The organism is Mycolicibacterium lacusdiani (assembly GCF_021916785.1).
GTDB lineage: Bacteria > Actinomycetota > Actinomycetes > Mycobacteriales > Mycobacteriaceae > Mycobacterium > Mycobacterium lacusdiani.
Map to the genome: position 1 here is coordinate 663,774 of NZ_JAKCFC010000003.1, position 19,469 is coordinate 683,242.

The 19,469-nt window shown below is 69.8% G+C and carries 16 protein-coding genes and 1 pseudogene; 8 read left to right on the forward strand and 9 right to left on the reverse strand.

Features of this window, described 5'->3' with window-relative positions; genetic code table 11:
- Positions 1-3: 3 nt before the first annotated feature.
- The 6 genes from LOK44_RS12935 to thiO are packed head-to-tail and all read right to left on the reverse strand — an operon-like array spanning position 4 to position 4,454.
- Positions 4-762, reverse strand: coding sequence for an ABC transporter permease (locus LOK44_RS12935; protein ID WP_237570353.1), 759 nt, complete (start codon positions 760-762; stop codon positions 4-6).
- Positions 759-1,670, reverse strand: a complete 912-nt coding sequence (locus tag LOK44_RS12940; protein ID WP_237570354.1) for an ABC transporter ATP-binding protein — start codon at positions 1,668-1,670, stop codon at positions 759-761. Before LOK44_RS12940 ends, LOK44_RS12935 begins: the two co-directional genes overlap by 4 nt.
- A gap of 13 nt (positions 1,671-1,683) precedes the next feature.
- A complete protein-coding gene (locus LOK44_RS12945) occupies positions 1,684-2,448 on the reverse strand; it encodes an SGNH/GDSL hydrolase family protein (protein ID WP_308192737.1) in 765 nt (254 codons plus the stop codon).
- The gene (locus LOK44_RS12950; protein ID WP_308192744.1) at positions 2,445-3,206 is read right to left on the reverse strand and encodes a thiazole synthase; all 762 of its coding nucleotides are present in this window, start codon (positions 3,204-3,206) and stop codon (positions 2,445-2,447) included. The genes LOK44_RS12945 and LOK44_RS12950 overlap by 4 nt, the downstream gene beginning before the upstream one ends.
- Position 3,207: 1 nt before the next feature.
- On the reverse strand, positions 3,208-3,405 hold the full coding sequence (gene thiS / locus LOK44_RS12955) for a sulfur carrier protein ThiS (RefSeq protein ID WP_237570355.1): 198 nt from the start codon (positions 3,403-3,405) through the stop codon (positions 3,208-3,210).
- Positions 3,402-4,454: a glycine oxidase ThiO gene (gene thiO, locus LOK44_RS12960; RefSeq protein ID WP_372481232.1), complete on the reverse strand. Its 1,053-nt coding sequence runs from the start codon at positions 4,452-4,454 to the stop codon at positions 3,402-3,404. Before thiO ends, thiS begins: the two co-directional genes overlap by 4 nt.
- 91 nt (positions 4,455-4,545) lie before the next feature.
- Between thiO and thiE the strand changes: the two genes are divergently transcribed.
- Complete coding sequence (gene thiE, locus LOK44_RS12965; protein ID WP_237570357.1) at positions 4,546-5,238, forward strand: thiamine phosphate synthase; 693 nt, start codon at positions 4,546-4,548, stop codon at positions 5,236-5,238.
- Here the strand turns inward: thiE and LOK44_RS12970 are convergent.
- Positions 5,228-5,725 (reverse strand): annotated as a pseudogene (locus LOK44_RS12970) (NUDIX hydrolase); the annotation flags it as partial. The gene thiE and the pseudogene LOK44_RS12970 sit on opposite strands and share 11 nt — an antisense overlap.
- Before the next feature lie 135 nt (positions 5,726-5,860).
- Here LOK44_RS12970 and glnX point away from each other — a divergent pair.
- From glnX to LOK44_RS12990, 4 genes are all read left to right on the forward strand, one after another.
- Complete coding sequence (gene glnX / locus LOK44_RS12975; RefSeq protein ID WP_237570359.1) at positions 5,861-7,180, forward strand: protein kinase G-activating protein GlnX; 1,320 nt, start codon at positions 5,861-5,863, stop codon at positions 7,178-7,180.
- A complete protein-coding gene (locus LOK44_RS12980; protein WP_237570361.1) occupies positions 7,180-8,139 on the forward strand; it encodes a glutamate ABC transporter substrate-binding protein in 960 nt (319 codons plus the stop codon). The genes glnX and LOK44_RS12980 overlap by 1 nt, the downstream gene beginning before the upstream one ends.
- Positions 8,139-10,391 carry a serine/threonine-protein kinase PknG gene (locus LOK44_RS12985; protein ID WP_237570363.1) on the forward strand — a complete coding sequence of 751 codons (2,253 nt, stop codon included), beginning with the start codon at positions 8,139-8,141 and terminating at the stop codon, positions 10,389-10,391. The genes LOK44_RS12980 and LOK44_RS12985 overlap by 1 nt, the downstream gene beginning before the upstream one ends.
- Positions 10,392-10,526: 135 nt before the next feature.
- A complete protein-coding gene (locus tag LOK44_RS12990) occupies positions 10,527-10,712 on the forward strand; it encodes a long chain fatty acid-CoA synthetase Faa4p (protein WP_163919356.1) in 186 nt (61 codons plus the stop codon).
- Here the strand turns inward: LOK44_RS12990 and LOK44_RS12995 are convergent.
- Positions 10,709-11,848 carry an acetate kinase gene (locus LOK44_RS12995; RefSeq protein WP_237570365.1) on the reverse strand — a complete coding sequence of 380 codons (1,140 nt, stop codon included), beginning with the start codon at positions 11,846-11,848 and terminating at the stop codon, positions 10,709-10,711. The genes LOK44_RS12990 and LOK44_RS12995 overlap by 4 nt on opposite strands.
- Positions 11,845-13,995, reverse strand: a complete 2,151-nt coding sequence (gene pta / locus LOK44_RS13000; RefSeq protein WP_237570618.1) for a phosphate acetyltransferase — start codon at positions 13,993-13,995, stop codon at positions 11,845-11,847. The genes LOK44_RS12995 and pta overlap by 4 nt, the downstream gene beginning before the upstream one ends.
- A 634-nt stretch (positions 13,996-14,629) precedes the next feature.
- Here pta and LOK44_RS13005 point away from each other — a divergent pair.
- Genes LOK44_RS13005 through LOK44_RS13015 form a run of 3 tightly spaced genes read left to right on the forward strand, consistent with a single transcriptional unit; the run spans position 14,630 to position 19,468 of the window.
- Positions 14,630-16,117: a hypothetical protein gene (locus tag LOK44_RS13005; RefSeq protein ID WP_237570367.1), complete on the forward strand. Its 1,488-nt coding sequence runs from the start codon at positions 14,630-14,632 to the stop codon at positions 16,115-16,117.
- Positions 16,110-17,525 carry a glycosyltransferase family 2 protein gene (locus LOK44_RS13010; protein ID WP_372481233.1) on the forward strand — a complete coding sequence of 472 codons (1,416 nt, stop codon included), beginning with the start codon at positions 16,110-16,112 and terminating at the stop codon, positions 17,523-17,525. Before LOK44_RS13005 ends, LOK44_RS13010 begins: the two co-directional genes overlap by 8 nt.
- Positions 17,522-19,468: a hypothetical protein gene (locus LOK44_RS13015; protein ID WP_237570368.1), complete on the forward strand. Its 1,947-nt coding sequence runs from the start codon at positions 17,522-17,524 to the stop codon at positions 19,466-19,468. The genes LOK44_RS13010 and LOK44_RS13015 overlap by 4 nt, the downstream gene beginning before the upstream one ends.
- The last annotated feature ends 1 nt before the right edge of the window (position 19,469 follow it).

The window sequence follows — 19,469 nt, forward strand, 5'->3', positions numbered from 1 at the left end:
TAGTCACGCGTCGCGCCTGTTCACCACGACGGTGGCGGCGACGAAGACCGCGGCGACCACCAGGACGAAGTACACCAGCGACCCGAACGGCCCCCACGGCATGTCGTAGCTGGAGTACAGCCACTGCACGTCGGTGAAGACGAACGCGTTGTTGAACGGTAGCCACGGGCCGACGCGCGCGCCGAGACTCGGCAGGTTGGCCACGATCGGCTCGACGACCAGCGGCCACAGCAGCAGCACCGCCACCGCACCCGCCGCGTGCCGCAGCAGCGCCCCGACGGCCACGCCCAGCACGGCGGCGACACCGGCGAACACGGCGAGCGCGACGACCAGACCCCAGACCTGCGCCCGGGCCAGCGAGAGCTGGGCTCCGAGCAGCGGGTCGGCCGCCAGCCGCGCCAACACCACCGCGGCGACCGTCAGCACCGCCGTACAGACGGCGGAGAACCCGGCCGCCACAAGCGCTTTCGCCGCCAGCACCAGCGTCCGATTCGGCGTGCCTGCGAACGTGGTCCGGATGGTTCCGGTGCGGTACTCCCCGGTCACGGTCATCGCCGACACCACCATCAGCAGCGGCACGCCGAACACGGCGACGCCCATCGCCGCCTGCGACGGCGCCAGACCCGCAGCGCCGTACGCCGTCGCCCCCTGCAGCACGCCCACCGCGAGGCTCAGCACCGCCGCGGCCAGGGCCGACCACAGCGGCGACCGGATGGTGGTGAGCTTGATCCGCTCGGCATTCAGCGTGGCCAGGGCAGTCATCGATCCACCGTCCGGTACTCGACGTCGTCGTCGGTGAGTTTCAGATAGGCCTCTTCCAGCGAGGCGCGCTGCGTGCTCAGCTCGTGCAGCGTGATCGCGTTGCGCGCGGCCAGTTCTCCGACGACCTCGATGGCCGCACCCCGCACCGCGAGCGCCAGACCGTCGGGCTCCAGGCTCGCGTCGATCCCCGCGGCGGTCAGCAGTTCGGCAAGGGCGTCCAGCCGCGGACTGCGCACCCGCACCGCGGCGGCGCCGGAACCCGAGACGAAGTCGGCGACCGTCGTCGAGGCGATCAGCTTCCCGCGGCCGATCACCACCAGCCGGTCGGCGGTGTTGGCCATCTCGGCGAGCAGGTGGCTCGACACGAACACCGTGCGCCCCTCGGCGGCCAACGCCCGCATCAGGGTTCGCACCCATCGGATGCCTTCCGGATCGAGACCGTTGACCGGCTCGTCGAACAGCAACACCGGCGGATCACCCAGCAGCGCGGCGGCGATGCCCAGTCGCTGCCCCATGCCGAGCGACAGCGCCCCCGCGTGCTTGTCGCCCACCGAGTCCAGCCCGACGATCTCGAGCACCTCGTCGACTCGGGTGACCGGGATGCGGTTGGACGCGGCGATCCAGCGCAGGTGGTCACGTGCCGACCTGCCGGGGTGCACCTGCTTGGCGTCGAGCAGGGCGCCGACCTTCCGCAGCGGATCGGTCAGCTGGCGGTACTGCTTGCCACCGATGGTCGCCGTGCCGGACGTCGGGCGGTCGAGGCCGAGGATCATCCGCATCGTGGTGGTCTTGCCCGCCCCGTTGGGCCCGAGGAACCCGGTCACGACGCCCGGTTCGATCGAGACGGTGAGATCGTCGACGGCGCGGGTCCGGCCGTACACCTTGGTCAGCCCGACGAGTTCGATCACGGTGTCGATGATCTCAGCCGATCCGGGCCACGATCAGGTCCGCGACGGCGCGCATGCCCGCCGCGTTGGGGTGCAACGGTGCGGGCCGTCCGGGCAGCGGCAGGCCGGGCCGGGTGGTCCACGGGTCGGCTGACCACGCGTGATGGCCGCGGCTGGCCTCGGCCGCACCGATGACCTCGCAGCCGGTCTCGGCGGCCGCGGTCATGGTGAGCCGTTCGAGCGTGTCGGCGATGCGCCGCCCGGTATCGGTCTCGGCCTGCGACAGCGGCGCTGCGGGCGAGCCGGCCGGAGGCAGCAGCACGAGGTAGTCGACGAAGAAGACCCGCGCCTGGGGCGCGCGCCTGCGCACCTCCTGGCCGACGGCGCGCAGCGACGCGCCGACCTCGGTGAGCGCCGCATCGCGATTGGCGGGGTCGAGCATCTCCCGCACCGTGCGCCCGAGCACGGGTATCGACGACGCGAAACGCGGCAAGCCCGCCGCCATCAGGTACGGCACGTAGCCGACGTCGTTGCCGCCGATCGTCACCGTCACCAGATCCTCGGAACCGTCGAGTGCCTGGACCTGCGGCGCCGCTCCGCGCTGCTCGTCGCGCAGGACGTGCGCGGTCGTCGCACCGGAGAACGTGACGTCGACGAGCGTGAGCCCGAGACGCTGGGCCACCAGGTGCGGATAGTTCGCCGCGGAGCGACCGGACCCGAACGGCGCGCCGGGTGCCTTCGGCTTGATGCCCGGCCCAGCGGCCATCGACGATCCGAGCGCGACGTACCTGCCCGTCACGGGCCGGTCGGGCTGGATGCCTGCGCCCAGAACCGCTTCGGGATGCGTCCCGCCTGCCGGGCGAGGCGCCCGGCCTGGACCGCGGCCGCCATCGCCGCCGCCATCACCGGTGGGTCGGACGCGCGGGTCACGGCGGTGGCCAGCAGCACGGCGTCGCAGCCGAGTTCCATCGCCAGCGCGGCGTCACTCGCCGTACCGATGCCCGCGTCCAGGATCACCGGCACGCCAGCGCGGTCGACGATCATCTCGATGTGGTGCGGGTTCGCGATGCCGAGCCCGGTGCCGATCGGCGAACCCAGCGGCATGACGGCAGCGCAGCCCACGTCCTCGAGGCGCCGCGCGAGCACCGGGTCGTCGTTGGTGTACGGCAGCACGACGAACCCGTCGTCGACGAGTTCCTCTGCAGCGCGGACCAATTCGATGGCATCGGGCAGCAGGGTGCGCTCGTCGGCGATCACCTCGAGCTTGACCCACTCGGTGCCGAGCGCCTCGCGCCCCAACCGAGCCGTCAGCACGGCCTCGGCCGCACCCCGGCAGCCCGCGGTGTTGGGCAGCGGCACGATGCCGAGCCGGTTCAGCAGGTCGAGCACCCCGGTGCCGCTTTCTGCGTCGACGCGGCGCATCGCCACCGTGGTCAACTCGGTGCCGGACGCGACCAGCGCCTCCTCCAGCACGGCGAGGTTGGCCGCACCGCCGGTGCCCATGATGAGGCGCGAGCCGAAGCTGCGCCCCGCGATGGTCAGCTTGCCGCTGTCGATCTCAACCACCCTGCACCGCCGTCACCACTTCCACCTTTGCGCCATCGGGCAGCTCGCGGTCCCACTCCGACCGGGGCAGCACTGCCCAGTCCAGAGCCACCGCGATGCCCTTGTCCGGGAACCCCAGGGTGTCCAGCAGCGTGGCCACCGTGGCGTTCTCGTCGAGTTGAACGTCCTTGCCGTTCACGGTCACGTTCATACGGGCACCCCCACTCTCAGCTCGGTGGCGATCCGGTCGGCGGTCCATGGTGCGAGCAGGAAGCCCGACCGACCGTGACCCGTGGCCACCAGCGTGCGTTCGTCCAGTCTGCCCACCAGGGGCACGTTGTCGGGTGTCATGGGCCGCAGACCCGCCGCGGCCTCTGCGAGTTCGTACTCGCCGAGTGCGGGCACCACCTCGCAGGCGTCGTCGAGCAGATCGCGCACGCCCGACACGGTGGGCGCGGTATCGCGGCCGTGCTCGTACTGGGTCGCCCCGACGACGACCCCGTCCGGCCTTGGCACGAGGTACACCGGCCTGCCGTGCACCCTGGCGCGGATAACGCGCGTCGGCACCGGCATGCAGCCCTTGCGCCACCGCAGCCGCAGCACCTCGCCCTTCACCGGACGGATCGCGAGGCCGGGCCACAGCGTTGGAGCATCGATGCCGTTGGCGATGACGGTGACGTCCGCATCGCGAGTCTCGTCGAGGGACCCGACCCTGGGCGCCCACGTCACGCCGAGCCGCTCGCATTCCTGCGCCAGCGCGGTGACGAGCGCGCGGTTGTCCACGGCGAGTTCGTGCTCGGCCACGAACCCGTGCCTGATGTTGCTCGCCAGCAGCGGTTCGACGTCCCTGGCCGACCGCGTCGGGGTGACGGTCTGGCCCTGGGCGGCGAGCCACTCGCAGACGGTACGCAGATCTTGGGCGTCGGCGCGGTCCACCGCGACCACCAGCGACTCGCGCGCAGTCACGACCTCCGGCGGCAGGCCGTCGAGGAAGCCCTCGTGCCACAGCCGCAGCGACTCGAGCCCGATCCGGTACAGCTCTTCCTCACCGGGCCAGCCCTCGCTGTGCGGGGCGATCATTCCGCCACCGACCCACGACGCACCGTGCTCGCCGGTGCGGTGGACGCGCACGGACCACCCGTCCAGCGCGGCTCGTCTGGCCACCGACAGCCCGATGACGCCGCCGCCGACGACGGCGCACGTGCCCAGCGACGAGGACGGTGCCGAGGATGACACGAGTGCTGCTCCCTTCGCCGGCATGACCCGGATCAGGTGTGACGGTCAGGGCCGGAGACGTCCACCAGAGACGTCGGCGCCCACTCTCAGTCCCGCTCCCGGGACTCCCGTGATGATGGCTCGAGCTTACCCTCGATGCGTGCGACGACCCCGTGAGCGACTGCAGTCCGCCCAGCTCTACCTGTGCACCGACGCCCGCCGTGAGCGCGGCGATCTCGCCGAGTTCGTCGACGCGGCGCTGCGCGGCGGCGTCGACGTCATTCAGCTCCGTGACAAGGGGTCTGCCGGCGAGCAGCGATTCGGCCCGCTCGAGGCGCGTGCGGAACTCGAGGCGCTCGCGGTGCTCGGCGACGCCGCCCGACGGCACGGCGCGCTGCTCGCCGTCAACGACCGCGCCGACATCGCCCGGGCCGCAGGTGCCGACGTGCTGCACCTCGGCCAGGACGACCTCCCACTGCTGATGGCACGCGACGTGATCGGCCCCGGACCGCTGATCGGGCGCTCGACCCACGACGCCGCGCAGGTCGCGACCGCCGTCGAGGACGAGGTGGACTACTTCTGCGTCGGTCCGTGCTGGCCGACGCCCACCAAGCCCGGCCGCACCGCACCCGGGCTCGACCTGGTCCGCACCGCGGCGGCGACCGCGGGCGACAAGACGTGGTTCGCGATCGGCGGCATCGACGGTGACCGCCTGCCCGAGGTGCTGGAGGCGGGAGCCACCCGCGTGGTCGTGGTGCGTGCGATCACCGCGGCCGAGGACCCGGCCGCCGCGGCCTCGGCCCTCAAGTCAGCACTCAGTTCCCGTTGAGCAGCGGGATCGTCGCGGTGACGCTGCGCAGCCGGTCCCAGCTCGCGGCGAAGCCGGGGTGCAGCGGCAGGTCGGCGACGTCGTCCTCGGCCACCCACCGCAGTTCGGCGCTCTCGCGGTTGGGCGTGGTGTCGAGCAGTTCGGGCGCGTCGGCGATCACCGTCGTGTAGGTCCACGCAGGCCCACCCGGACCGGGCACCTCGGAGGTGACGACCGACGTCCGGACCGTCAGCTGCTCGACGTGCAGACCCGCCTCCTCGTTGGCCTCCCGGACCGCCGCCTGCTCCGGCGTCTCGTGGCTGTCCCGGGCTCCGCCGGGCAGGCCCCATGTGCCGCCCTGATGACTCCAGACCGCACGGTGCTGAAGCAGGACCGCCGCTCGTCCATCGGGCTGCGGAGCCCGCAGCAGCAGACCGGCCGCGCCGTGTCTGCCCCAGAAATGGCCACCGTTGTCCGACAGCACCCAGCCGTCACCGTCACCTCGCACCCATTCAGGATAGGAAACGCCCGAGGTTGGGCGGTGTCGCCCGATTGCATCCGCGTCGCGCCGACAACTCTTAGAATTCTTTTATAGAATCGGTTGACTCAAACCGCCCGCCGGAAAGTTGAGGTCCGCACACAGGTGACTGTGGAGTTGGCGCACCCTTCGACTGAACCTCTGGCGTCGCGGTCGCCGACGACTCCGTCGCATTCGCGCTGGTGGTTCCTCTGGACGACGCCCGGTCGCATCCTGACCATCGGCCTGGTGCTGTCGTCGCTCGTCATCGCCTGCGCCTTCGCCACGTCCACGACGATCAACGACCGCCAGCAGGCGCTCACCACCGTGCTCGACCACACCGAACCGCTGGCCTTCGCCGCCGGTGAGCTGTACACGACGCTGTCGGTCGCCGACGCCGCCGCCGCGACCGCGTTCATCGCAGGCGCCGAACCCCGGCCCGTGCGCCAGCGCTACGAGCAGGCGATCACCGACGCGGCCGTGGCCGTCACCCGCGCGTCGAGCGGACTGACCGACGAGGACATGGTCCAACTGCTGGGCCGGATCAACGCCCAGTTGGCCGTGTACACCGGTCTGGTCGAGACGGCCAGGACGAACAACCGCGCGGGCTACCCCGTCGGCTCGTCGTATCTGTCCGAGGCCTCCGGCTTGATGCAGACGCAGATCCTGCCCGACGCGCAACGGCTCTACGAGCGGACCTCGCTGCAGGTGGACACCGAGACGACGGCGTCGACCAGGATTCCCGCACCGGTGATCCTCGTGGTGCTCGCGACGATCCTGTTCGGCGTGTTCGCCAACCGGTGGCTCGCCAGGCACACGCGGCGGCGGGTCAACATCGGCTTCGTGGCGGGCGGGCTCGCGGTCCTGATCATGATCGTGTGGGTGGGCACCGCGCTGATCATCTCGACCCTGGACAGCCGCAGCGCCAAGAGCACCGCGGCCGAGTCGCTCAAGACGGTGACGACCATGGCCATCACCGCGCAGCAGGCACGTGCCGACGAGACGCTCTCGCTGATTCGGCGTGGTGACGAGGGCGTGCGCAAGCAGTCCTATTACCAGCGCATCGACGCCATGGCGCAGCAGCTGTCCACCTACCTCAACCGCGACGACGCGATCGACAAGGCCGACCTCGTCGACGCCGAACAGCTGCTGCAGCGCTGGCGTGCCGCCGACGACCGGATCAACGCCTACATCGCGGTCGGCAACTACCAGGCCGCCACGCAGGTGGCGCTGGGCACCGGCGAGGACGACTCCACGCCGGCGTTCGACAAGCTCGACGCGGCGCTGAGCAAGGGCATCGCGGAGAGCCGGGAGCAGCTGCGCAGCGACATCGTCAACGCGCGGCGCGTGCTGTCGGGTGCGACGGTCGGCGCGGCGGCGTTGAGCGTGATGGCGGCGATCGCGGTGTCGCTGGGGTTGTGGCCACGACTGAGCGAGTACCGCTGATGAGCGTCAGGAAGCTGCTCGCTGGTCTGGCCATCGCGGTGACGCTCGTCGGCTGCAGCGAGACCGCCCCGGCGATCGACACGCCCGGCGTAACGCTGGCCCCGCCCACCCCGTCGGGCATGGTCGAGGCCCCACCGCAGGCAGCGCGCATGCCCGCGCCGGAGGAAGACGACTGCACGGCGAGCCTGCGCCCGTTCCCGACGACGTCGCAGGCCGACGAGGCCGTGCAGAACATCCGCAACCGGGGCAGGCTCATCGTCGGCCTCGACATCGGCAGCAACCTGTTCAGCTTCCGGGACCCGATCACCGGCGAGATCACCGGTTTCGACGTGGACATCGCGGGCGAGGTCGCACGCGACATCTTCGGCACCCCGTCGCAGGTCGAGTACCGCATCCTGTCGTCGGCCGACCGCGTCGCGGCGCTGCAGAACAATCAGGTCGACATCGTCGTGAAGACCATGAGCATCACCTGTGAGCGCAAGCTGCTGGTCAATTTCTCCACCGAGTACCTGTCGGCCAACCAGCGCATCCTCGCGCCGCGCGACTCCCCCATCGCCAAGGCGTCCGACCTGTCGGGCAGGCGGGTGTGCGCGGTGAAGGGCACCACGTCGCTGGAACGGGTGCGAGAGATCAACCCGCCGCCCATGGTCGTCGAGACGGTGACGTGGGCGGATTGCCTGGTGGCGCTGCAGCAGCGTCAGGTCGACGCGGTCAGCACCGACGACACGATCCTGGCGGGCCTGGTGGCGCAGGATCCCTACCTGCACATCATCGGGCCGAGCATGAACGAGGAGCCCTACGGCATCGGCATCAGCAAGGACAACGACGACCTCGTCCGGTTCGTGAACGGCACGCTGGAACGGATCCGGCGCGACGGCACGTGGAACACGCTGTACCGCAAGTGGCTCACCGTGCTGGGTCCGACGCCCTCGCCCCCCTCCCCCAGGTACGAGCGCTGATGTCGACGACCGAAGACGACGCGGACACCGATCCCGGTACCCAGCCGGCGGATCCGATGGCCCACGACTCGCTGGCCACGATGCGCCCCGCCGCGACCCAGGCGGTGTTCCGGCCCAACTTCGACGACTCGGTGGGCATGTCGGTCGATACCGCCGAGACCGAGCCGCGCGACCAGACGACCGCGATGACGCGCCGCTGGTCGCCCACCCGCAGGCTCGGCGGCGGGCTCGTCGAGGTCCCCAGGGTGCACGAGCGCGATCCGCTCGAAGCCCTGATGAAGAACCCGGTGGTCACCGAGCACAAGCGGTTCTGCTGGAACTGCGGCAGGCCGGTGGGCCGCTCGTCGTCCGACGGCGAGGCGCTGTCCGAGGGCTGGTGCCCGCACTGCGGGAGCCCGTATTCGTTCCTGCCGCAACTGGTTCCGGGCGACATGGTGGCCGACCAGTACGAGATCAAGGGCTGCATCGCCCACGGCGGTCTCGGCTGGATCTACCTGGCGTTCGACACCAACGTCAACGATCGTCCGGTGGTGCTCAAGGGCCTGGTGCACGCCGGCGACGCCGAGGCGCAGGCGATCGCAATGGCAGAGCGGCAGTTCCTCGCCGAGGTCACCCATCCCGCGATCGTCAAGATCTTCAACTTCGTCGAGCACGCCGACAAGCACGGCGACCCGGTCGGATACATCGTGATGGAGTACGTCGGCGGCCGGTCGCTCAAACCCCCGAAGGGGCAGAAGCTCCCGGTGTCCCAAGCCATCGGCTACATGCTGGAGATCCTGCCCGCACTGGCGTTCCTGCACTCGAGCGGACTGGTCTACAACGACCTCAAGCCCGAGAACATCATGCTCACCGAGTCGCAGCTGAAGCTGATCGACCTGGGCGCGGTGTCGCGGGTCAACTCCTACGGATTCCTCTATGGAACACCGGGTTACCAGGCGCCGGAGATCGTCAGGACGGGCCCGACGGTGGCCACCGACGTCTACACGGTCGGCCGCACCCTGGCCGCGCTGACCCTCGACCTCAAGACCCGCAACGGCCGCTACGTCGACGGGCTCCCGGACGACGATCCCGTTCTCACGCAATACGACTCGTTCTGCCGGCTACTGCACCGCGCCACCGACCCGGACCCCCGGCGCCGGTTCGCCAGCGCCGAGGAGATGTCGGGCCAGCTGCTCGGCGTGCTCCGCGAGGTGGTCGCCAAGGACACCGGCGTGCCGCGGCCGGGCCTGTCGACGGTGTTCAGCCCGTCGCGATCCACGTTCGGCATCGACCTGCTGGTCGCCCACACCGACGTGTACCTCGACGGCCAGGTGCACTCGGAGAAGCTGACGGCTCAGGAGATCGTCCGGGCGCTGCCGGTGCCCATGGTCGATCCCGCCGACATCGGCGCGACGGTGCTGTCGGCCACCGTGCTGAGCCAGCCGGTGCAGACGCTCGACTCGCTGCGGGCGGCGCGGCACGGCACGCTCGAGTCGGGTGAGGGCATCGACCTGTCCGAGTCCGTCGAGTTGCCGCTGATGGAGGTTCGCGCGCTCCTCGACCTCGGTGACGTCGCGAAGGCCACCCGCAAGCTCGACGACCTCGCCGAGCGGGTCGGCTGGCGATGGCGGCTGGCATGGTTCCGCGGTGTGGCGCAACTACTCTCGGCGGACTACGACGCCGCGACCAAGCACTTCAGCGACGTGCTCGACACGCTGCCCGGCGAGCTGGCGCCGAAGCTCGCGCTGGCCGCCACGGCCGAACTCTCGGGCGACTCGGACGAGCAGGGCTTCTACAAGACGGTGTGGAACACCGACAACGGCGTCATCTCCGCCGGTTTCGGCTTGGCGAGGGCACAGTCGTCGTCCGGCCAACGCGAGGCCGCCGTCAAGACGCTGGATCAGGTGCCGCCGACGTCGAGGCACTTCACCACGGCCCGGCTGACCAGTGCGGTGACGCTGCTGTCGGGCCGCTCGGGCAGTGAGGTGACCGAGCAGCAGATCCGCGATGCCGCCCGCCGCGTCGAGGCACTGCCCGAGACCGAGCCGCGCGTACTGCAGATTCGCGCGCTGGTCCTGGGTACGGCAATGGACTGGCTGGCCGAGAACGAGGCCAGCACGAACCACATTCTTGGCTTCCCGTTCACCGAGCATGGGTTGCAACTCGGCGTCGAGGCATCGTTGCGTGGATTGGCCAGATTGGCTCCCTCGCAAGCACACCGGTACGCGCTGGTGGACCTGGCGAACAGCGTTCGGCCGATGAGCACCTTCTGATTTGGCGACACCGGAGTAGACGCAGTATCTTGGCGCGCGGCCCAATCCTTCATCGAGGAAGCACTCATGCGCGCGACCGTCGCTCACCGCACTCGCCCAGTACGTTCCCAGCTCCGCCGTCGCCCACTGCGCCCCATGGCGGGTCAGCTGTTCGAGGTCGACGTCACCCGCGACGGTTTCCTGTGGGCCGTCGAGATTCCCGAGATCGACGCCGTCCTGCACGTCGATCACCGCGCCGATGCCGAGGCTGCCGCTCGCGAGTGCATCGCCGCGCGCACCGGCATCCCCGTGAACTTCGTCGCGGTCTGGGTACGCGACTAGCCGGCCACCTCGGCACACGCCCTGGCGATCGCGAGTTCTTCGTCGGTGGGGATGACGAGCACCGTGATCGGTGACGTCTCGAACGAGATCCGCCGGGCGCCACGGGCGGGGCTGTCGTTGAGGTGCTCGTCGAGTTCGATGCCGAGCGGCGCAAGCCCGCTCAGCGCATCCCGGCGGACCAGCGCGTCGTTCTCCCCGACCCCGGCGGTGAACGTGATGACGTCGGTGTTGCCGAGCAGCGCCATGTACGCACCGGTGTACTTGCGCAGCCGGTGGACGTACACGTCGTAGGCCCGGCGTGCGTCGTCGTCGCCGGCGTCGATCATCCGGTGCAGTTCGCGGAAGTCGATCTGGCCGCCCAGCCCCCGCACGCCCGAGCGCTTGTTGAGCATGGTCTCGATGTCCTCCATGCTCATCCCGGCCGTACGCCAGAGGTACACCAGCACACCGGGATCGACGTCGCCGGAGCGCGTCCCCATCACCAGGCCCTCCATCGGGGTGAGCCCCATCGACGTGTCGATCGGCCTGCCGCCGGCGATGGCCGAGGCGGATGCGCCGTTGCCGAGGTGCAGCACGATCTGGTTGAGCGACGTCAACGGCGTTCCGAGGAACGCGGCGGCCTGCTCGCTGACGAACTGGTGCGAGGTGCCGTGGAAGCCGTAGCGGCGGATGTGCCACTGGGCCGCAACGTCCCGGTCGATCGCGTACGCCGACGCGGAGTCCGGCAGGTCGTGGAAGAACGCCGTGTCGAACACCGCGACGTGCGGCAGATCGGGCAGCAGTTCGCGTGCCACCTCGATGCCGACGATGGCGGGCGGATTGTGCAGCGGCGCAAGCGGTGAGAGCTTCTTGAGCGTCTCGATCATGCCGTCGTCGACGACGGTCGGCTGGTACAGGTCGGGCCCGCCGTGCACGACCCGGTGGCCGACGGCCAGCAGCCCGAGCGTCTCGAGGTGGTGGCCGGCCCGAGCCAGCTCGTCGAACGCGGTGCGCAGCGCGGCCTCGTGGTCGGGCACGCCGCCGTCGTCGCCGATCCGCTCGACGATCCCGTCGGCGAGCTGCCTGCCCGAGTCGGGTTCGACGACGGCGTACTTGAGCGAGGAGGAGCCGCAGTTGAGGACGAGGACTGTGGTCATGCGGTGGTCGACTCCTCGCGGACGATGCCCTGGGCCTGTATCGCCGTGATGGCGACGGTGTTGACGATGTCCTCGACCAGCGCCCCGCGGGACAGGTCGTTGACCGGCTTCTTGAGACCCTGCAGCACCGGCCCGATCGCGATGGCGCCAGCGCTGCGCTGCACGGCCTTGTAGGTGTTGTTGCCCGTGTTGAGGTCCGGGAAGATCAGCACGGTCGCACGTCCGGCCACCTTGGAGTCCGGCATCTTGGTGGCCGCCACCGACGGCTCGACCGCCGCGTCGTACTGGATGGGCCCTTCGACCAGGAGATCCGGTTCGCGTTGGCGCACCAGTTCGGTTGCCTCCCGGACCTTCTCGACGTCGGCGCCGGTTCCGGACGTCCCGGTCGAGTAGGACAGCATCGCGACGCGCGGTTCGATGTCGAACTGCGCGGCCGTGCGGGCCGAGGAGATCGCGATGTCCGCCAGCTGCTCCGCGGTCGGGTCGGGCACGATGGCGCAGTCGCCATAGGCCAGCACCTCGTCGGCGAGGCACATGAGGAAGATGCTCGAGACCGTGGAGACGTCCGGCAGCGTCTTGATGATCTCGAACGCCGGCCGCACGGTGTGCGCCGTGGTGTGCCGGGCGCCGGACACCATCCCGTCGACCATGTCGTTGTGCACCAGCATGGTGCCGAAGTACGAGACGTCATGGATGACTTCCCGCGCCTGTTCGACGGTGACGCCCTTGTGCTTGCGCAGTTCGGAGTACTGCTCGGCGAACTGATCGCACAGCTCACTGGTCCGCGGGTCGAGCACCGTCGCGTCCGCGAGGTCGACGCCGAGTTCGGCGGCCCTGGCACGCACCGACGGCTCGTCCCCGAGGATCGTCAGGTCCGCGACGGCGCGCTTGAGCAGCCGGCCCGCGGCCTTCAGGATGCGGTCGTCGTCGCCCTCGGGCAGCACGATGCGCTTGCGGTCGGCGCGGGCGCGGTCGAGCAGTCGGTAGGTGAACATCTGCGGCGTCACCACCGACGGCACGACGATCGACAGCTGCGCGATGAGATCGGCGGTGTCGACGTGGGTCTCCATCAGCTGGATCGCCGTGTCGACCTTGCGCTGGGAGTCCGCGGTGACGCGGCCTCTGGCATGGGACACCGCACGTGCGGTGTCGTAGGTGCCGAGATCGGTCGCCACGATCGGCAGCCGTAGCCGCAGGCCCCCGACGAGCGCGGCGATCGCGGGGTGCAGCGCCAGTCCCCCGTTGAGGATGATGGTCGACAGGGACGGAAACCCCTCGGCAGCATGCGCGCTGGTGACCGCGAGCACCACGTCGGACCGGTCACCGGGGGTTATGACCGCCATGCCCTCGGTGAGCCGCTCGACGACGTGCTCGGCCGTCATGCCTGCGACCAGGACGCCCAGCGCCTCGCGGTTGAGCAGGTCGACGTCGCCACTGACCAGTGTGCCGTCGACCGCCGCGCACAGCTCGCGCACCGATGGGGCGATCAGCAGCGGATCCTCCGGCAGCACGTAGCACTTGAGGCCGTCGGCCTCGAAGCCCTTCAGCGCCGTTGCGACGGCGTCGAGTTCGTCGGGGTTGGCGCGGTTGGCCACGACGGCGGCGGTGTGGGCATGCTGTCCGGCGATCTCGGCCAGGCACAGTTCGACGACGTGCGCGACGTCGGCGGGGGTGCGGTCGGCCGCACGCACGGCGAGCACGATCGGCGCGCCGAGGTTCACCGCGATGCGGGCGTTGACGCTGAGCTCACTCGGCGAGGCCACGTCGGTGTAGTCACTGCCGACGATTAGGACTGCATCGCACCGCTCGGCAACCTGGTGGTAGCGGTCGACGATGTCACCCAGTGCGGTATCGGGGTCCTCGTGCAGCTCCGCGTAGCCGACGCCGACGCACTCCTCGTAGCTCAGCCCAGCGGTGGTGTGGGCGAGCAGTAGCTCGAGGATGTAGTCGCGCTCCTGGTGCCGATCTCCCCGGTCGCTTCGCTCCTGCCCTCTGTCAATCCGGGTGATGGGGCGGAACACCCCGACCTTGGCGACGGTGGCCGCGAGCCGGTGCAGGATTCCCAGTGCGACGGTCGACTTGCCGGTGTCGCCTTCGGGGGCCGCTACGTAGATGGATGTGCTGGATGGATTGCCGGCGCTCTGCATAGCCTGTGCCACGCCCACCAGCCTTCCGTATCCCGTCCATTCCGGCCACACCCCTTCCCCTCGGCGTCGCCTCACCAGTGCGAAATCTTCGCTGGACCTCGACGAGCACAGCGAGCACGTGCAGAACCGCGCTCTGACCGTTTCGCCGCGGGCCCCTCGACGGCGTATTCGGGCGCAGAGTGCGACGGTCGCGGGTCCGGTCGGGCGATTGGTGAGCGGGTCTCGACGCGGGCGGTAGAACGGGCCCGCCGGCGGGCCGTCATCGTGCGGCGACTCGAGTGATGGACGCAGCGAATCTCGTTGCCTGAGTCAGTATTTAGCTGGTTCCGTGCTCGCCCGCCTCGGGATGGCTCGGTGACGCGGCCATTGGCGACCGGGCTACGCCGGGATGTCATGGGCGGCCGTACTGGGGCCGCGATCGCGGCTTCCGACGGTTGGCCACCGACGCCGTCGCATCCCTGACTTGCTCGACTCAAACCTCTTGTGAGCAAGATCACAGTAACATCCATGCAGTTTGCTGAAATCACCTGTCCTAGTATTTTTCTGTCAGCGTCAATATCTGCCGGGTTGCCTCGGCGGTCGACCAGTGGGCATCCAGGTCGATTGACGACGCATCCACATTCCGGGGGTATCCATGCCACACGCCGACGGCGCCGTCATCTCGGGGCACGCACCCGCATCGACCGTTCCTACGGTCGAAACCCCGGCGGCAACCGTCGCGACGCACGTCGCCCTCCACGGGTGGCAGCGCGTCGTCGCGGTCGTCGCGTTGAGCGCCGTCGCCTACTCCGCCAGCTACCAGCACGTCCTCGCCGACGCCATCGCCGGCTCCCGCGCCACCCATCTGGTCGTGGTCCCCCTGCTGCTGGCGATGATCGCCACCGGGTACCGCGAGGCGCCCCGCGGGGTCAGCGACTCGGAGTCCGACTGGATCATCGCCACCCTGCTCGGGGTCACCGGAATGACCGTCATCCACCTGCTCAGCGGCAGAGCGGAGTCGTTGGCCGGCCTGTGGCGACTGCACCTGCTCGCGATCGTCGTCTGGCTCGCCTGCGCGGTGGCGGTGATGTTCGGCGTGCGCCACACCGTTCGGATGTGGGCACTCTGGGTCTTCGCCATCTGCTTCGCGACACCACTTCCCTTCATGTTGGCAACGGCAGGCCTGGGCGGGTCGGACATCGCCTACGGCGTGGTGACCGCGGCCATGGGTGCGCTCGCGGTGTTCCTGGCCGGCCGGTCGGCGCCGGCGGGAATCCGGTCCTGCGTCGCGCTCGGCTCCCTCGCGGTCGCCGGAGGCATCGTGGTCGCGGTCGGCGACCGCCTCGGCCTGCTGCCGACGGTGCTGGTGACCGGTGGGCTCGTCCCCGTCGCGGCAACGGTCCTCCTGGCCCGGGTGGTTGGGGCGCCCACCGACGACGCACCGCTCGCTCGCCGTTCACTGCCACATAGGTCGCTGACTTCGCTGGCGATACTCGGGGCAACGGCGGTGGCACTGCTGGCCACCACGCCCGTCGCCGTGCGGCCCGCCGTGATGCCGACGGTCGACGCCAACTGGGCCGACCGTGCCGACCTGACCACACCGACGTCGTTCCCGTTCATCACCGACTTCCTCGGTCCGCAGTCGACCCTCGTGCGCTACGACCTTCCCGGCAGCGCCGTCGCGCCCGCAGCGGCGGTGGACGTGATGACGACGTCCGACCCGGCGGCACTCGACGACTTCGCCGACGCGGTCTGGTACCCGACCAGCCGTCCACTGGACTACCGCCCCATCACCGGCCCGTCCGTGCCGCTCGGCGCCCGCGTGATCAAAACCAACGCCGACGCCGCGACCGACGGTGCGGGCCACGACTGGTACGCGGTCACGTGGACGTGGCACGCCGGAGCGCTCAGCCAACGCGTCACGGTCGTGGTGAGCCAGACCATCGGCGGCGATCGGACGCCGCCTGCACCGCAACCCCTGTCACTGCTCGATACCGCCGTGCGCCCGGCACTGTGGGTCGCCCGCCAACAGCCCAACGCCGCCGGCACCGTCGATCCCCGCGTCAGCCAACGTGCCACCCAGGTGATGAGCCTGTTGGCGCCGCCCGCCGACGTTGCCGCGGAAGCGCCCGCCGGTGACTGACCAACTGTCCGCACACCTCTCGGCGCGCAGCATCCTGGGGCCGGCCTCGTTGCTCCGGTTCGGCGCCGTCGCGATCGGCGTACTACTTGCCGCCGTCGTCTGGCCGCACGTGGTCCCGCCACTGCTCGCCGGACTGATGGCGTCGCTGTACCTCGCCTCGACGATCGACCGCAACTACCTGCTCCTGCGCGGGCTCCAATCGTCGGCGCTGATCCGGGTCGACGCCGAGGAGGCGCTCGCCCTGCCCGACGCCGAACTGCCCGTCTACACCGTACTTTTGCCCGTCTACGACGAGCCGACTATCGTCACCAACCTCATCAACGGCGTGGGTCGGCTCGACTACCCCGTCGACAAGCTCGAGATCCTGCTGCTGGTCGAAGAGGACGACATCGCCACCCAGACAGCGCTACTGGGCGCCGATCTTCGATCCACCCGCATCGTCCTCGTCCCGCACAGCATGCCCAAGACCAAGCCGAAGGCGTGCAACTACGGGATGTCGCTACCCGACCTTCGCGGCGAATTCGTCACGATCTACGACGCCGAGGACGTACCCGACCCGCTGCAGCTGCGCCGCGCCGTCGCCGGCTTTCGGCGCGTCCCGTCCGAAATCGGTTGTCTGCAAGCGCGACTCGGCTACTTCAACGAGACGCAGAACCTGCTCACCCGCTGGTTCTCACTCGAATACGACCAGTGGTTCGGCGTCGTGCTGCCCGCCGTCGAGGAATCGCGGTGCGTGGTCCCCCTGGGCGGCACGTCCAACCACATGCCGACCGCGGTGTGGCGGGCCATCGGCGGCTGGGACGAGTTCAACGTCACCGAGGACGCCGACCTCGGCGTGCGACTGGCCAGGCACGGATACCGCACGCTCATCCTGGACTCGATCACGCTCGAAGAAGCCAACTCCGACGTCGTGAACTGGATCCGCCAGCGATCCCGTTGGTACAAGGGCTATCTGCAGACGATGCTGGTACACCTGCGCAACCCGGCGCTGCTGCGCCGCGAGATCGGCGTCAAGGCAACGCTGCGGATGATCAACATGACTGGCGGCGTCCCGCTGACGAGCGCGTTCAACCTCGTCTTCTGGTTCAGCATGCTGGTGTGGGTGCTCGGGCGGCCCGACTTCATCGGCTCGCTGTTCCCGCCGGTCACCTACTACGTCTGCCTGGCGCTCTTCCTGATCGGGGCGCCACTGTCGATCTTCACCGGCCTGGTGGTGACCCAGGCACTCGGCAAGCCCTACCTGTGGTGGGCCGCGCTGCTGGCGCCGCTGTACTGGATCCTCCAGTCGATCGCCGCGGTCAAGGCGCTCTACCAGTTGCTGTTCCGGCCGTTCTTCTGGGAGAAGACCGTGCACGGGCTCGACCATCCCACCACCGCTTCACCCAGACCAACGGAGGTCATCGAATGAAACCCCTTCTCCTCAAGGCGCTGGCGGTCCCGCTCGTCGTCGGTGCAGTTGCCGCGCAGGCCTTCAACGGGCCCGTCGCAGCAGCCGAACCGTACGCCGCCGCCGTGTCCGAGCCGTCGGAGCCCACAGGGCCCGGCGTGACGCCACCGATCACCTGGACCCAGCTCGGCCTGTCCGACCGGCTGGACCTCATCGGCTCGAATCAGCCGGTGGAGACGTCGGTTCCGGTGCCCGCCGGTGTCGGCCCGACCGTGCTGGTGGGTCAGATCGGATCGGTGGTCAACGTCAGCAACGGCCGCGTGGACGTCCTCGACGGCCGCGGCGTCGTGCTGGGCAGCGTCGTCGTTCCCGCCGACCTCGCCACGGTGCCGTTCAGCGTCGACCTGTCGGCGGCTCAGGTCACCGAGGGCCGCGCGACCCTGAGGTTCGTGCTGCGCGACTCGAATCCGTCGATCACGAGCTGTTCGCAACCGCCTGCGGTGACGCTGAACCAGCTCGCCACCTCCTACTCCGGACCCACGCCCGATCCGGTGACGGTGGCCGACTTCCTCCCCGGTTACCTCGACCAGGTCGTCGTGCGGGTCGGATCCACGCCTACGACGAGTCAACAGCAGGCCGCCCTCGACCTCGTCGCCGAACTCACGCACCTGTACCGGCCGATGCCGGTCCGCATCGACATCGCGACGTTCGACGGTCCGCCACCGCCGGTGACGTTCTCCCGCAGGGTGATCGACATCCGCGACGGGGGCAGGGCAGGCATGGTGGTCGAGAACCCCGGCACGCCGTCGGCCGTCCTGGCCATCACCGGCACGGGTGACCAACTGGTCCGTCAGGTCGACATGTTCGCCGACAGGCGCATGGCGCTCGCCCAGACCGCCACCGCGACGGTGCTCGACACGCAGCAGGCCCACGCGCAGTCCACGAACATCAAGACCTTCGCGCAACTCGGCATGACCGGACAGACGTCGGCCCAGGGCACCACCACGATGTACGCCGGATTCGACGCCAGCGTGTTCGGCGTCGGGCCCATCACCAACGCCGAGGTGCACGTCAAGGCGACCTACACCCCTGTCGTCGGCGGCGAGGCGTCGGTGCTGATCCGCTCGGGCTCGACGGTGTTGGCCACCCACCGCCTCGACGAGTCCGGCAGGCTCGACGTGACCGGCGACATCCCCGCCGAATCGATCAGCTCCAACGTCGGCATGGCGCTGGAGATCCGGTACGTGCCCCGCCAGGAGTGCGCACCGATGAACGACCGCATCACGTTCGCGCTCGATCCGTCATCGACGGTCACCGTGACGCCGGGCACCCGCAATCGGGGCGGATTCCCCGTGCTGCCAATGGCGTTCACGCCCGACTTCGGCGTCGCGATCGACAGCCCCGACCGGATCCGCTTCGCCGGGCAGGCCATCAACCTGATGGGTCAGCAGACCGGGATCACGCTGCGGCCCCAGATCACCACCTTCGCCGACGGGGCTGCCTCCGGCACCGGGCTGCTCGTGGTCACCGGCGGCGACGAGCTGGCCGAGGCCGGCATGAAGCCGCCACTGCTGCCGGGCACGTCGACCTCCGCGGGCGTGAACGGAAGCCTCGCCACCGACATCGACGTCAACGGCGCACTCGGGGTCGTTCAGGCGTTCACCCAGAACGGCCGCACGGTCCTGGCGATCTCGGGGACCGGGGACTGGTCGCTGGTGGACCGCAGCTTCGACTACGTCCGCGGCCTCCCCAACCGGTGGGCGTCGCTGACCGGGGACGTCGTCGCGACCGGCCCGGCGGCCCAGGCGGTCAACCTGACCGTGCGCGAGGGCGGCGGGCTGATGAACGAGTACCCCGGCGACGGCTGGAAGTGGTGGGCCTGGCTCAGTCTGTCGCTGGGCGTGACCGCCGTGATCGGCGTCGCAGCAGTGCTCGTGGTGCGTCGCCGCCGTGTCAGGCGGTGAC